Genomic DNA, 12,955 nt, shown 5'->3' on the forward strand with positions numbered 1-12,955 from the left:
TGAGGGGTTCCACCGATGACCAGCACCGACCAGCAGCTGCCCGCACCGGGCTCGACCGCCATGCTCGAACGCTCTGCGCTGCCGCCGTTCACCCCCGGCAGCCAGACCTTCGACCTGCCCGGGGTGATCCGCCTGGCGCAGAACGAGAGCATCCACGGCCCCTCCCCCGCCGCGGTGGCCGCGATCGCCGCCGAGGCCGGCCGGGCGCACCGCTACCCCGACGCCACCGCGGCCACGCTGGCCGGCCGGGTGGCCGAGACCTACGGGCTGCGGCCCGAGCAGGTGGTGGTGGGCAACGGGGTCGACGAGCTGCTGCTGTTCTGCGCGGTCACCTTCCTCACCGGCGACGCGATCGGCATGGTCACCGGCAACACCTACCCCGGCCACTGGTCCGCGGTGGACTCCGTCGGCGCGCGGCGGCTGACCGTTCCGTTGCGCGGCAACCGGATCGACGTGCCCGCGGTGGCCGCCGCGCTGCGCGGCAGGCCGATCACCGCGTTCCTGTGCAACCCGCACAACCCGACCGGCACCGTGCTCACCGCCGAGGAGGTGGCCGTGCTGGTGGAGGCCGCCGAACGCGGCGGCTCGCTGCTGGTGCTGGACGAGGCCTACATGGACTTCGCCGAACCGGACCAGGCCCGCAGCGCCGCCGAGCACGTGCGCAAGGGCGCGCCGGTGATCGTGCTGCGCACCTTCTCCAAGCTGCACGGCCTGGCCGGGCTGCGCTGCGGCTACGCGCTGGCCTCGCCTGGACTGGCCGACCGGCTGCGCAGGGTCAAGCACGTCACCGTCTACAACGTCAACCGCTACGCACTGGCCGCGGCCGAGGCCAGCCTGGGCGACACCGCCTTCGCCGACACCGTGCGCGCACGCACCAGGGCCGCGATGGCGCACTTCCTGACCGCCATCGAGGACCTGCCGTGGATCCGCGCGCAGGCCACCGTGACCAACTTCCTGCACTGCGAGCTGGACTGGGACGCGCTGCTGGTCAGCCAGGAGCTGCAACAGCGCAGCGTGCTGGTGCGGCCCTGCGCGGACATGGGTTTCCCGCGCCACATCAGGGTTTCCGTCGGCACCGAGGAGGAGCTGGACCAGCTCGTGGCGGCGCTGACCGAGATCGCGACCGAACTGGGCAAGCCGTGAGCGCCCGCCCCGCCTGCTCGGTGGTGGTGCCGGTCTACGCCCGCCGCCACGACCTGGCCAGGCTGCTCGGCGCGCTGGGCGAGCAGACCGGCGCGCCGGAGTTCGAGGTCGTGGTGGTGGAGAACGGCCGCAGGCTCAACTACCGGTGGCTGCGCCAGCGCGAGTGGCCGTTCCCGGTGCGCTACGAGTACGTCGCCGACGGCGCGCAGGCCAAGGCGCGCAACGTCGGGGCCGCGCTGGCCGCCGCGCCCCGGCTGCTGTTCCTGGACTCCGACATCGACCCCGGCCCGAACACCGTGGCCGCGCTCAGCGACGGCGAGCGGCCGGGCGTGGTGATGGCCGACGTGGTCTTCCCGGCCCGCACCAAGGTCAGCCTGGCCACCCACCTCTACGACGTGCCCGCCTACTTCCGCACCACCTACCGGGCCAGGGCGCGCACCGGGCTGTCCTTCCGGGACTTCGTCTCCTGCTCCTTCGCAATGTCCCGCGAGGAGTTCCTGGCGCTGGGCGGGTTCGACGAGGGCTTCACCCACTACGGCTACGAGGACGTGGAGTTCGCCTGGCGCGCGGAGAAGGCGAGCATCCCGTTCCACCTGGGCGGGGCCAAGGTGGCCCACCACAAGCAGCTCGGGCCCACCGCGGTGCACGCCCGCGCGCAGCAGCTGGGCCGCTCGGCCGTGCACTTCGTGCGGCGGCACCCCGACCTGGAGGACACCCTGCCGCTGGGCGTGCGCGACACCCTGGACGGAGTGCTGGCCTTCCCGCCGGTCTTCGACATCGACCGGCTGCTGCGCGAGGCGGCCTGGATCGAACGCCAACTGACCATGCTGCGCCGCGGCCCCAGCCTCGGCCGGGCGCGCGAGCTCATCGCCCGTGGCCGGGAGGTCTACCACGAGATCACCCGGTTCGGCCGCTACCAGGGCATCAGCACCGAGCTGGCCCGGCTGGACACGCGCACCACCACACAGGAAAGGGGTGGCCATGGAACTCAACTCCTACCTCTACCGGCGGCTCGCTGAGGCCGGCGTCGCGCGTGCCTTCGGCGTGCCCGGTTCGTTCGTGATGCCGATCTGGCAGACCTTCAAGGGCAAGCCGGACATCATCCTGTCCCGGCACGAGACCGGCGCGGTGTTCATGGCCGACGGCTGGAGCCGGGCCACCGGCAACCTGGGCGTGGTGCTGGCCACCATCGGCCCCGGCCTGGTGAACTGCGTGCCGGGGGTGGCCAGCGCCTACCGCGACTCCATCCCGCTGCTGGTGGTCACCGGCCAGGCGCCCACCGCGAGCCTGGGCCGGGGCGCGTTCCTGGAGTCCTACTCGCTGGACCGCAGCGTCGCGCCGACCGAGCTGTTCCGCCCGATCACCAAGGCGTCACTGGAGATCGTGGACGCGGCCAACGCGGACTTCCTGATCGACACCGCGATCTCGCTGGCCCTCTCCGGCCGCCGGGGTCCGGTGCACCTGAGCATCCCGATCGACCTGCAGGCCGCCGCACTGCCGGAGCGGGCCGCGAGCGCGCCCCCGCTGGCGGTGACCAGCGCCTTCCGCGGGCAGGCCCAGGACGGGGTGGCCCGGCTGGCCGAGGAGCTGGCCGCGGCCGCCCGCCCGCTGGTGCTGCTCGGCTGGGGCGCGGAGCTGGCCGGGGTCGGGCCCGAGGTCGAGCTGCTGGCCCGGCGGCTGGACGCGCCGGTGCTCTCCTCCACCAAGGCGGTCGCCGCGGTGTCCCCGGCCAGCGCGCACTCCCTCGGCCACCTCGGCCCCGGGCAGCGCTCGGACCTGCTGCCCTTCGTCACCGGTTACGACCCGGACCTGGTGCTGATCCTGGGCGCCAGCCTGTCCGCCTTCTACGCCGCCCCGCTGGCCGGGCTGCTGGCCAAGGCCCGCACGGTGCGGGTGGACGTGGACCCCGACCAGCTCTTCCTGCGGCACCAGCCGGATGTCGCGGTGCAGGCGGACCTGCGCACCCTGCTGCCGGAGCTGCGCGCCGCGCTGGACGCCGTCCCGGCCACGCGGGAACCCGTTGTGCCGCAACGGCTCGCCGAGTTCCGGGCACGCTGGGCGCGGGCCGCGGCGGCGCAGGAGCTGCCGTACGCCGACACCGTGTCCATGTCCGGGGTGCTCAGCCGGATCGGCGAGTACCTGCCACCGGAGGCGGTGGTGGTGCCGGATGCCGGGAACCACTGGCTGGACACGCTGTCCCTGCACCGGCCACCAGTCGCGGGCGGGCTGCGGCTCAACGTCGGGCTCGGCGCGATGGGCTGGGCCATCGGCGCCTCGGTCGGCCTCGCGCTCTCCGGCCAGGTCGGGCGCACCGTGCTGGTCACCGGGGACGGCTCGATGCTGATGCACGGCACCGAGCTGTCCGTGGCCGCCGAGCACGGGGCGAACCTGGTCGCGCTGGTGTTCAACAACCGCTCGCACGGCCGGGTCCGGCTGGGGCAGAAGCTGGACTTCGACGGCGACCTGATCGGCACCGGCCTGCCCCGGATCGACTTCACCCAGTGGATGTCCGCGATGGGCGTGCGCTCCTTCCGGATCAGCCGCCCCGAGGACGTGGACCCGGTGCTGCGCGAGGCCTTCGCCACCCCGGGCACGGTCGGCGTGGAGATCGAGTGCCACCCCGACGAGGTGCCCGCCTGCCTGCGGAACTGGATCGAGGACGTGGCATGAGCCCGGTCACCATCCTCACCGGCGGCTCCACCGGCATCGGCGCGGCCGTGCTCACCCGGCTTCTCGCCGCCGGGCGGCGGGTGCTGGTGCTGGGCCGCTCCGCGCCACAGGCCAAGCAGGACGCCGACTTCCTGCCCTGCGACCTGTCTACAGAGGACGGTGTCGCGGCGGCGCGGGCGGCGGTGCTGGCCTACCTCGGCGAGCGGGACACGCACGCCGAGGTGCTGATCAACAACGCCGGTGGCGGCCTGCCCTGCCCGGCCGAGGAGCTGAGTGCCGAGACGCTGCGGGCCGACCTCACGCTCAACCTGATCGCGCCAATGCTGTTGTGCGCCACCGTGTTGCCCGGCATGCGGGCGGCCGGGCGGGGGGTGGTGGTCAACGTCGCCTCCACCGCGGGGCGGCGGGGCGTGGCCTACCTGCACGGCTACGGCTCGGCCAAGGCCGGGCTGCTCAACTTCACCCAGAGCCTGGCCGCCGAGGTGGTCGCCGACGGCATCCGGGTCAACGCGGTGTGCCCCGGCGCGGCGCACACCGAGCTAGCCGAGACCGGCCGCGCCCAGCTCTCCCGGCTGCACGGCCTGGAGCTCGCCGACTACCAGCAGCGGATGGCCAAGGCCACCGGCCTGTCCCGGCTGCTCAGCGCGGACGAGGTCGCCGAGGTCGTGTGCTGGCTGGCCGAGGGGCACGACCGCCCAGTGACCGGCCAGGCCTTCAACGTGTGCGGAACTTTGGAGATGGGATAAGCCTATGTACCAGGTGGTTTCGATCGAAGAGCCGATGTGGCCCTCGCTGCGCGAGATGTTCGACGAGCTGGGTGAGCCGCCCCAGGTGCTCACCAGGGACAGCCCGCACCCGCTGGTGGTGCACGAGGTGATGGGGCAGCTGACCTTCGTGCAGGAGGGCAGCGGGTTCATCTCGCTGGACGGTGACGAGCGCGCGGTCAAGGCGGGCGACCTGCTGATCCTCAGCGCCCGGTGCGAGCACGCCTTCCTCTCCGCGGTGGACGGCGAACTCGTGCTGCGGCACTGGCACTGGCCTGCCGCGCTGCTGGAGACCGACCGGAAGATCCTCACCTGGGACTACCGGTTCAGCCTGCCGGGGGCCGCGGTGTCCGCCGGTGACTGAGGCGGCGCGCGTCCCCGACGGGCCGTCCAGGGTGTTGCTGGTCAACGGCAACTACCAGGACGGCACCGTCGGCGGCACGCAGTCCTTCACCGAACGGCTGGCCCGGCAGCTGCACGAGGACGGGCGCACCGTGGGTGTGCTCTGCCTCGGCGAGTCCGACGCGGTGGAACGGCACGAGGGCGTCACCGTCTTCCGTATCCGCCCGCCACGGCTGACCGGGCCGGCCGGCCGCGCGCCGGTGCGCATGCTGAACCAGTTGCTGGCCATGCAGAACCCGTGGATCGCCCGCCGGGTGGCCGCGGTGCTGGCCCGGTTCCGGCCGCAGCTGTGCCACGTGCAGATGCTGCGCACGCTCACCCCGAGCGCGCTGCGGGTGCTCACCGCACATCCCGGCCTCGCGGTGGTGCAGACCACGCACGAGCTGTTCTCGCTGTGGGACTTCGACCCGTTCCTGCCCGACCTGCCGCACAAGATCTACTCCCGGCCGCCCCGGGTGATCGCGCCGATCACCAAGCGGCACAAGCGGATCAGCGCCGGGGTGGACCACGTGTGCGCGCCCTCGGCCTTCGCGCTCAACGCCTACACCTCGCGCGGCTACTTCACCGGGGTGCCCGCCACGGTGCTGCCCAACTCCGCGCCGCACGAGTGGGGGCCGCCGAGGGAGCTGGCCGCGCGCAGGCTGGCCGCACCGCCCGTCGCCCGGCCGCGGTTCCTGTTCGTGGCCAGGCTGGACCACTACAAGGGCGTCGAGGTGCTGCTGGACGCGCTGGCCCGGGTGCCGGAGCTGGACATCGCGGTGGACATCGCCGGCGAGGGCGTCAAGGCGGACCTGGTGCGCGAGCGGGCCGCGCTGGACCCTCGGCTCACCTACCACGGGCCGGTGCGCGGCCAGGCCAGGCTGGAGCTGTTCCGGCGGGCCGACGTGATGGTCTGCCCCAGCACCTGGACCGAGACCTACTGCCTGGCCGCGGCCGAGGCCTTCGCCGCGGCCATGCCGGTCATCGGCACCAGCGTCGGCGCGCTGCCGGAGACCGTGCGGCACGGCCGGACCGGCCTGATCGTCGAGCCCGGCGACCCGGCCGGCCTGGCCGCGGCCATCCGGCGGCTGGCCGACCCGGCCAACCGGATCCCCCTGATCACCCCGAGCGCGGAGCAAGCCCATGCCAACGCCCCGTCGGAGTTCCTCGCCCGCCAGCTGGCGGTCTACCGGGAAGCGCTGCGCCCGCGCGGGCTCAGCCTCGTTTCCGCCCCACCACGGTGATCTCGTGCCGGTTGTGCTGAAGTTGACGCGCTTCCACGATCTCGTACCGGCGGCGCAGCCGGTCGAGCACCACGCGCACGGTGTCGTAGGGCTTGTAGGTGCCCACCTTGAAGGTGACCACACACAGCGCGCCGGGCAGCAGGTGCTCGGCGGCGTCCAGCATGACCTCGGCGGAGAGCACCGCGTCCATCCGCATGTCGTTGACCGCCAAGGCGAACCGGGTGCGGGTGCGCTCGAAGAACCGCCCGGCCGTGGTCCGCTCGTGGTGCACCAGCGGGTCGGCCAGCAGACTCGGGTCCAGGTCGCCGGGGTCGACCGCCCAGACCTCCAGGCCGCGCTCGCGCAGGATCCGGGTCCAGCCGCCGGGGCTGGCGCCCAGGTCCACCGCCGCGCCGCCCTGGGGCAGCGGCAGGTCGACCAGCTTGAACAGCTCCTCCAGCTTGAACTCCGCGCGGGAGATCTGGCCCTTCGGCTTGGCCAGCCGCACCCGGCCGCCGGCCCAGTCGCTGAGCGCGTGCTCGGGGGCGGCCAGGCCGAGGGAGACGTCCGCGTCGGAGATCACCGCGGAGAGCACCAGCGGCGCGCCCGAGCGGCACACCTGGTGGCCCAGCCCGGTCAGCTCCTCGGCCAGCGCGGCGTAGAGCTCCTGCGAGCCGTAGGCCACCGGCCGCTGCCCGCTGGCCCAGGCCTGCACCGCGATCTCGGCGCCCGGCGCCAGCCGGTCGGCCAGCAGTTCGCGGGCCGCCGCGGCCACCGTGTCCAGCCCGGCCTCGGCGGCGGGCAGGCGGCGCAGCTCCTCGGTGAGGTGCCGCACGAACACCACCGGCTTGTCCCTGGCCGCCTGCGCGATCTCGGCCAGCGAGGCCGTGGTGCTCAGGCAGCCCAGATCGGGGCCGAGCCGCTCGACCTTGCCCTCCGGCGCCAGCTCGCGCAGGCCGCGCGAGGCGGGCATGAAGTATTCCTGCGACGCCGAGAACAAAATCCGCGTCAACTCCGGCTGCACCCCATCCTGATCGGTCACGGGCGCAGTCTATCCGGCCCGTTCCGCACAGAACCGGCCGGGACAGCCAGCCCTGAGTCATGAATTCGAGGAGAACAATGTCGGACACCACCGTCGTGGACTACCTGGCGCTGAAGAAGGAGAACGCGGCGCTCAACCTGGAGGAGATCCGGCTGGGCAGCGCCGAACTCCACAGCATGCCCCGGTACGTGATGGTCGAGCTCACCCAGGGTTGCAACCTGAAATGCTCCATGTGCCGTTCCCGGTCGATTCGCTATGCCGAGAAGGAGATGGACCGGGAAATCTTCCGGCGGACCGCGGACCTGCTGTTCCCGGCGGCCGAGATGGTCGACGTCCGGGGCTGGGGGGAAAGCCTGCTCGCGCCGGACTTCGAGGAAATCCTGGAATCGGTCATCCGCTACCAGGCGCGCTGCCGCATCGTCACCAACCTCTCGCTGAACCGGCCCCGCCTGTTCGACCTGCTGGTGGAGAACAACGCGATGATCGACATCTCGCTGGACGCGGTCCGCCAGGAGGTGGTCGACCAGGCCCGCTCCGGGGCGAACATGAAGGTCATCGACAAGAACCTGCGCCGCCTGGTGGCCGGGATGATCGATCGGCACGGCTCGGCCGAGGCGCTGCGCCTGGTGGCCACCGTGCAGCGGGTCACCCTGGACAGCCTGGTGGAGTTGGTCGAGTACGCCGCCGAGGTCGGCGTGCCGCAGATCGTGCTCAACGAGGTCACCCTCGGCCCCGGCGACCCCAAGGCGCTGGTCGGCATGGAGGACGAGGTGGACCTCTGGGTCGGCCGGGCCAGCAGGCGGGCCGGTGAGCTGGGCGTGCGGCTGTACGCGGGCACCACCTTCGGCCGCTCGGTCGGGCTGAAGAAGGAGGTGCCGTTCTGCATCCACCCGTGGTCCTACGCCGCGGTCGGCTACGACGGCAGCGTCGGCTACTGCGACCACCTGATCGGCCCGATGATGAAGTTCTCCTGCATGGGCGACATCACCAAGGACGAGTTCCACCGCATCTGGAACGGCGACCCGTGGCGCAGCCTGCGCGAGTGGCACGCCTCCGGCCACCAGACCGAGGACCCCAGGTACAGCGCCTGCTTCCAGTGCTACAAGCACCGCAACGTCGACTTCGAGGACGTCTTCGAGCCGAGGCTGGAGCGGCTGCGCCTGGACCTCACCCCGGTGCGGGCCTCCTCGTGATCCTGCACCTGGTCAACGATCTGCCGCTGTTCGGCCACCTCAGCGCCGAGGTGGCCGCGGACGAGCACGTGCGGGCGGCGGTGAACCGGCTGGCCCTGACCAACCCCGCCCGCACCGGCTACGTCTCCTTCACCGACTTCCGCGACTGGTGGGAGCGGCAGCGCGAGGTGGCGGCCGGGCAGGCCTGCGTGCTGGTCGGCGCGCGGCCCGCGCTGCTGCACGAGCTGGCCCCGCTGCGGACCGAACCCGGCCAGGTGGTCGCGGTCCGGCCGCGGCGGGTGCTCAACGAGCGCGGCCAGACCACGCAGGCGGTGGTGCCCGAGGCCGAGCTGCTGACCGGTCTGCGCGCGGAGCGGGTCAGGGTGCTCGACGACGTGCTCATGTCCGGCCACACACTGGCCGCGGTGCTGGGTGTGCTCGCCGAGCGGGGCCAGCCCGCCGAGCTCTCCGCCGAGCTGCTCATCGCCAACGCCCGGACCAGTGCCCAGCTGCGCGAACGCACCGGCATCGGGCTGGGCGCCTGGCTGAGCCTGGACTACGAGCCGATCCTGGAGGGCACCGTCATCTTCCTCACCGACCTGCTCTTCGGGCAGTTGCGCGGCAAGCCGTTCCTCTCCCAGCACGCGTTGCTCGCCCCGTTCTTCGGCACCGAGGCGGCCCCGCTGGCGGAGTTGTCCGAGCAGGTCACCGGCTATGCGCGGGCGGGTGCCTGATGCTGCCGAAGGTGATCATCCTGGACTTCGACGGGCTGATCCTGGACACCGAGAGCAGCCTGCGCGAGGCCTGGCGGGCCGAGTACGCCCGGCACGGGCTGAGCCTGGACGAGCACGCCTACCGGGAGCTGGTCGGCCAGGTCGGCGCGCGCGAGGCGCTGCTGGCCGGCCTGCCCGGCGGGACGGCGGATCCGGCCGCGGTGCTGGCCAGGGTGCATCCGCGGCACCGGGACACGGTGCAGCGGATGCCCGCGATGCCGGGGGTGGCCGCGATCATGGCCCGCCGCGGCCAGGTGCGGCTGGCGGTGGCCTCCAGCTCGCCGTCCTCCTGGGTGGAGCCGCAGCTGCGCAGGCTGGGACTGTGGGAGGCGCTGGAGGTGGTGGTCTGCCGGGACATGGTGACCCGGCCGAAACCCAGCCCGGAGGTCTACCTGGAGGCGCTGGCCCGGTTGGGGGTGGCGCCTGCGGAGGCGGTGGCGCTGGAGGACTCGCTGGTCGGCGTGCTGGCCGCGGTGGCCGCGGGTATCCGCTGCCTGGCCGTGCCGGGGCCGGTGACCAGGGGGTCGGCCTTCCCCGGCGCGGAGGCGGTGCTCGGCTCGCTGGCGGAGGCGGACCAGCTGCTGTACGGATCCGCGCTGGCCGCCACCGCGGGTGGACTCAGTGACTAGCAGTGCTCATCAGCCCGGACAGCGCGTGCCACAGGCTGTCCGGGCTGGTGAACATGTCCGCGTCCAGCTCCTCGACGTCGAACTCCACGTCGAACTCGCGTTCCAGCGCGACCAGCAGGGCCATCGCCCTGATCGAGCTCAGGCCCAGCGCGGCCAGCTCGGCCTGCCCGGTCAGCGGCGCGTCCTCGGGCAGGCCGTCCAGCGCGTCACGCAGCAGGGCCTCGAACCGGGCGTCCCACACCATCTCCATCACCCTTCCTCACACCAACAGCTTGGCCAGCACCCGCGACAGCGGGCGCGGCATCAACCGGAACACCACGTCCACCACGCGGTAGAAGGCGCCGGGCACCACCATCGACCGGCCGGCGGCCAGCGCCTTGAGCGCGTCGCCGACGATCTTCTCCTTGGGGATCCAGAGGAAGTTCGGCACGTCCTCGGTGTCCTCGGTCATCTCAGTGCGCACGTAGCCGGGCAGCACCGCGGTCACCCGTACCCCGTGCGGCTTGACCTGCATCGCGACCGCCTCGCTGAGCGAGAGCAGGTAGGCCTTGCTGGCGCCGTAGCTGGCGCTGGTGAGGAAGTACGGCAGCAGCGCCGCGCTGGAGACCACGTTCACGATCCCCCCGCGGCCGCGGGCCACCATGCCCGGCAGCACCGCGTGCATCAGCCGCAGCGGAGCCACCGAGTTGACCACCGTGGTCAGCTCCTCGTCCTCGGCCTCGCACTCGTGCAGGGGCGCGCTGGCACCGGGAGCGCCGGCGTTGTTGACCACCAGGTCCACCGGGTTCGCCGGATCGGCCAGCCGGGCGCACACCTTGGCTATTCCCTCGGGCCGCCCGAGATCGGCGGTGAGCACCTCGACCCGGATATTGAATTCGTGAGTCAGCTCACTCGCCAGCGCGGCCAGCCGATCGGTCCTGCGGGCCACCACGACAAGGTCAGCGCCGCGTGCCGCGAGTATTCGGGCGAAGCTTTCGCCAATACCGCTGGACGCACCGGTGACCAGGGCAGTCTGATACATGCAGATGCCACTCCAGTCAAAGTTCTGCGGGTGCCGGACAGCCACGAGCGGAGTGTCGTCAGCCCAATGCCCCCAGGAATCGTTCTCGCCCATCCAGGCTTGCACAACCGGACTCGATGTCAAGGCCGGTTCATTGATTTCCAAGTTTCCCCGATTGTCACTCCGCCGGTTTTCGAATTGAGCCGACATCGGTTCGCCGCGCCGGTAGTGTCCGCGGGGGGCCGTTCGCCACTCCCCACTTCATCCTGATCGTCCGGAGAGGAACTCACGTGCATTCAGCCCCAGCCGCGGCAGGGCCGGAGAAACCGCTGTCCGCCCTGCGCACCCTTTTCGGCTATGTCCGGCCGTACCGCGGGACGCTCATCGCGGGCGGCGTGGTCAGCTTCCTCGGCGGCATCCTCGGCCTGGCCGCCCCGCTGGCGACCAAGGAGGTGCTGGACACCCTCAGCGCCGGTGGCGACCTGACCGGGCCGGTGCTGCTGATGGCCGTGCTGTTCGTGCTCGCCGCCGCGCTGCACGCGGGCGGCACCTACCTGCTGGAGCGCACCGGGGAGAACGTGGTGCGCGGCGTCCGGGTGTCCCTGGTCGGCCGGATCATGCGGCTGCGGGTGCGCGAGCTGGACCAGAACCGGCCGGGTGACCTGATGGCCAGGGTCACCTCCGACACCACCCTGCTGCGCCAGGTCTCCGCGGAGTCACTGGCCAACACGGTCAACGGCGTGCTGCTGCTGATCGGCGCGCTGGTGGTGATGGTCTTCATGGACCTGGTGCTGCTGCTGGTCACCGCGGGCGTGGTGCTGCTGATGATGGTGTGCGAGGCGCTGGTGCTGCCGCGCATCGGCAAGGCCACCGGGCAGGCGCAGGCCGCGCTCGGCGAGATCGGCTCCGACCTGGAGCGCACCCTCGGCGCCTTCCGCACGGTCAAGGCCAGCGGCGCGGAGGCGCGGGAGACCGGCCTGATCGCCGGGCACGTGGACATCGCCCGGCGGGCCGGGTACACCGTGGCCGCCTGGCACGCGGTGGCCACCATGACCGCGGGCCTGGCCATCCAGCTGGCCTTCCTGGCCGTGCTCGGCGTGGGCGGCGCGCGGGTGCTCTCCGGCGACCTGCCGATCAGCTCGCTGGTGGCCTTCCTGCTCTACCTGTACTACCTGAACCGGCCAATCGACTGGCTGACCGTAGGCGCCACCCAGCTGCAGGTGGGCCTGGCCGCGGTGCACCGGGTCCGCGACGTCGAGCAGCTGAAGGTGGAGGAGCCCGCGCCGGTGACCCCGGCGGTCCCCCGGGGTGAGCCGGGCGCGGCCACGGTGGAGTTCGCCGGGGTGAGCTTCCGCTACCGCGAGGACACCGAGTTGGTGCACAACGACCTGAGCTTCCTGGCGCCTGCCGGCAGCATGACCGCGCTGGTCGGGTCCTCCGGCGCGGGCAAGTCCACGGTGTTCGCGCTGCTGGAACGGTTCTACGAGGCCGACCGCGGCTCGGTGACCATCGACGGCAGGGATGTCCGGGACTGGCCGCTGCACGAGCTGCGCCGCACCATCGGCTACGTGGAGCAGGACGCCCCGGTGCTGCACGGCACGCTGCGGGACAACCTGCGCTTCGCCGCGCCGGAGGCCACCGACGAGCAGATCCGCCAGGTGCTGGAGCGCACCCGGCTGGACAGCCTGCTGCGGCGGCTGCCGGAGGGCCTGGACACCGCGGTCGGCCACCGGGGCACCACGCTCTCCGGCGGCGAGCGGCAGCGCATCGCGATCGCGCGGGCGCTGCTGCGCTACCCCCGGCTGCTGTTGCTGGACGAGGCGACCTCGCAGCTGGACTCGGTGAACGAGGCGGCGCTGCGCGAGGTGGTCGCCGACATCGCGGGCACCACCACGGTGCTGGTGATCGCGCATCGTCTGTCCACTGTGGCCAGTGCGAGCCAGATCCTGGTGCTGGACGGCGGAAAGGTGCGGGCCAGCGGCACGCACCGCGAGCTGATCAGCGACGACGACCTGTACCGCCAGCTGGCGGCCACCCAGTTCGCCGCCGCCTCGGTGCTGGAGCCCACCGGGCCGGAGGCCTGACCCCCGTGCTGAGCGCACCGGAAGACCACACTACTTAAATCCAATCACTTACACCTCTATCACGTATGCAGAAT

The 12,955-nt window shown here is 72.3% G+C and carries 13 protein-coding genes; 10 read left to right on the forward strand and 3 right to left on the reverse strand.

Annotated elements, in window-relative coordinates; all coding sequences use genetic code 11:
• Positions 1–15: 15 nt before the first annotated feature.
• From ACWDY5_RS38250 to ACWDY5_RS38275, 6 genes are read left to right on the forward strand one after another with little or no spacing between them, the layout of a single operon-like run.
• Positions 16–1,143: a pyridoxal phosphate-dependent aminotransferase gene (locus ACWDY5_RS38250; RefSeq protein WP_449727028.1), complete on the forward strand. Its 1,128-nt coding sequence runs from the start codon at positions 16–18 to the stop codon at positions 1,141–1,143.
• Positions 1,140–2,162 (forward strand): glycosyltransferase family 2 protein, encoded by a 1,023-nt coding sequence (locus ACWDY5_RS38255; RefSeq protein ID WP_449727029.1) that lies wholly within the window; start codon positions 1,140–1,142, stop codon positions 2,160–2,162. Before ACWDY5_RS38250 ends, ACWDY5_RS38255 begins: the two co-directional genes overlap by 4 nt.
• Positions 2,125–3,813 carry a thiamine pyrophosphate-binding protein gene (locus ACWDY5_RS38260; RefSeq protein ID WP_449727030.1) on the forward strand — a complete coding sequence of 563 codons (1,689 nt, stop codon included), beginning with the start codon at positions 2,125–2,127 and terminating at the stop codon, positions 3,811–3,813. Before ACWDY5_RS38255 ends, ACWDY5_RS38260 begins: the two co-directional genes overlap by 38 nt.
• Entirely contained in the window at positions 3,810–4,559 is a 750-nt protein-coding gene (locus ACWDY5_RS38265; protein ID WP_449727031.1) for an SDR family NAD(P)-dependent oxidoreductase, read from the forward strand. The genes ACWDY5_RS38260 and ACWDY5_RS38265 overlap by 4 nt, the downstream gene beginning before the upstream one ends.
• Positions 4,560–4,563: 4 nt before the next feature.
• The gene (locus ACWDY5_RS38270; RefSeq protein WP_449727032.1) at positions 4,564–4,941 is read left to right on the forward strand and encodes a cupin domain-containing protein; all 378 of its coding nucleotides are present in this window, start codon (positions 4,564–4,566) and stop codon (positions 4,939–4,941) included.
• A complete protein-coding gene (locus tag ACWDY5_RS38275; protein ID WP_449727033.1) occupies positions 4,934–6,202 on the forward strand; it encodes a glycosyltransferase in 1,269 nt (422 codons plus the stop codon). The genes ACWDY5_RS38270 and ACWDY5_RS38275 overlap by 8 nt, the downstream gene beginning before the upstream one ends.
• On the opposite strand, the gene ACWDY5_RS38280 is transcribed toward ACWDY5_RS38275, so the two are convergent.
• Positions 6,174–7,223: an SAM-dependent methyltransferase gene (locus tag ACWDY5_RS38280; RefSeq protein ID WP_449727034.1), complete on the reverse strand. Its 1,050-nt coding sequence runs from the start codon at positions 7,221–7,223 to the stop codon at positions 6,174–6,176. The genes ACWDY5_RS38275 and ACWDY5_RS38280 overlap by 29 nt on opposite strands.
• Positions 7,224–7,300: 77 nt before the next feature.
• On the opposite strand from ACWDY5_RS38280, the gene ACWDY5_RS38285 reads away from it, so the two are divergent.
• The 3 genes from ACWDY5_RS38285 to ACWDY5_RS38295 are packed head-to-tail and all read left to right on the forward strand — an operon-like array spanning position 7,301 to position 9,797.
• Entirely contained in the window at positions 7,301–8,416 is a 1,116-nt protein-coding gene (locus ACWDY5_RS38285; protein WP_449727035.1) for a radical SAM protein, read from the forward strand.
• Complete coding sequence (locus ACWDY5_RS38290; RefSeq protein WP_449727036.1) at positions 8,413–9,129, forward strand: hypothetical protein; 717 nt, start codon at positions 8,413–8,415, stop codon at positions 9,127–9,129. Before ACWDY5_RS38285 ends, ACWDY5_RS38290 begins: the two co-directional genes overlap by 4 nt.
• Positions 9,129–9,797 carry an HAD family hydrolase gene (locus ACWDY5_RS38295; RefSeq protein WP_449727037.1) on the forward strand — a complete coding sequence of 223 codons (669 nt, stop codon included), beginning with the start codon at positions 9,129–9,131 and terminating at the stop codon, positions 9,795–9,797. The genes ACWDY5_RS38290 and ACWDY5_RS38295 overlap by 1 nt, the downstream gene beginning before the upstream one ends.
• Here the strand turns inward: ACWDY5_RS38295 and ACWDY5_RS38300 are convergent.
• Positions 9,787–10,047 carry a phosphopantetheine-binding protein gene (locus ACWDY5_RS38300; RefSeq protein ID WP_252481405.1) on the reverse strand — a complete coding sequence of 87 codons (261 nt, stop codon included), beginning with the start codon at positions 10,045–10,047 and terminating at the stop codon, positions 9,787–9,789. The genes ACWDY5_RS38295 and ACWDY5_RS38300 overlap by 11 nt on opposite strands.
• Positions 10,048–10,056: 9 nt before the next feature.
• Positions 10,057–11,007, reverse strand: a complete 951-nt coding sequence (locus tag ACWDY5_RS38305) for an SDR family NAD(P)-dependent oxidoreductase (RefSeq protein WP_449727038.1) — start codon at positions 11,005–11,007, stop codon at positions 10,057–10,059.
• Positions 11,008–11,087: 80 nt separating this feature from the next.
• Here ACWDY5_RS38305 and ACWDY5_RS38310 point away from each other — a divergent pair, with 80 nt between their 5' ends.
• Positions 11,088–12,881, forward strand: a complete 1,794-nt coding sequence (locus tag ACWDY5_RS38310) for an ABC transporter ATP-binding protein (RefSeq protein WP_449727039.1) — start codon at positions 11,088–11,090, stop codon at positions 12,879–12,881.
• Positions 12,882–12,955: the final 74 nt, after the last annotated feature.

The sequence above is a fragment of the Crossiella sp. NPDC003009 genome (assembly GCF_053591555.1).

What these genes read in the sequence shown, in the direction of transcription:
- ACWDY5_RS38250 (WP_449727028.1), top strand. Translation starts at nt 16, where the DNA reads ATGACCAGCACCGACCAGCAGCTGCCCGCACCGGGCTCGACCGCCATG.
- ACWDY5_RS38285 (WP_449727035.1), top strand. Translation starts at nt 7,301, where the DNA reads ATGTCGGACACCACCGTCGTGGACTACCTGGCGCTGAAGAAGGAGAAC.
- ACWDY5_RS38265 (WP_449727031.1), top strand. Translation starts at nt 3,810, where the DNA reads ATGAGCCCGGTCACCATCCTCACCGGCGGCTCCACCGGCATCGGCGCG.
- ACWDY5_RS38260 (WP_449727030.1), top strand. Translation starts at nt 2,125, where the DNA reads ATGGAACTCAACTCCTACCTCTACCGGCGGCTCGCTGAGGCCGGCGTC.
- ACWDY5_RS38305 (WP_449727038.1), bottom strand. Translation starts at nt 11,007, where the DNA reads ATGTCGGCTCAATTCGAAAACCGGCGGAGTGACAATCGGGGAAACTTG.
- ACWDY5_RS38270 (WP_449727032.1), top strand. Translation starts at nt 4,564, where the DNA reads ATGTACCAGGTGGTTTCGATCGAAGAGCCGATGTGGCCCTCGCTGCGC.
- ACWDY5_RS38295 (WP_449727037.1), top strand. Translation starts at nt 9,129, where the DNA reads ATGCTGCCGAAGGTGATCATCCTGGACTTCGACGGGCTGATCCTGGAC.
- ACWDY5_RS38300 (WP_252481405.1), bottom strand. Translation starts at nt 10,047, where the DNA reads ATGGAGATGGTGTGGGACGCCCGGTTCGAGGCCCTGCTGCGTGACGCG.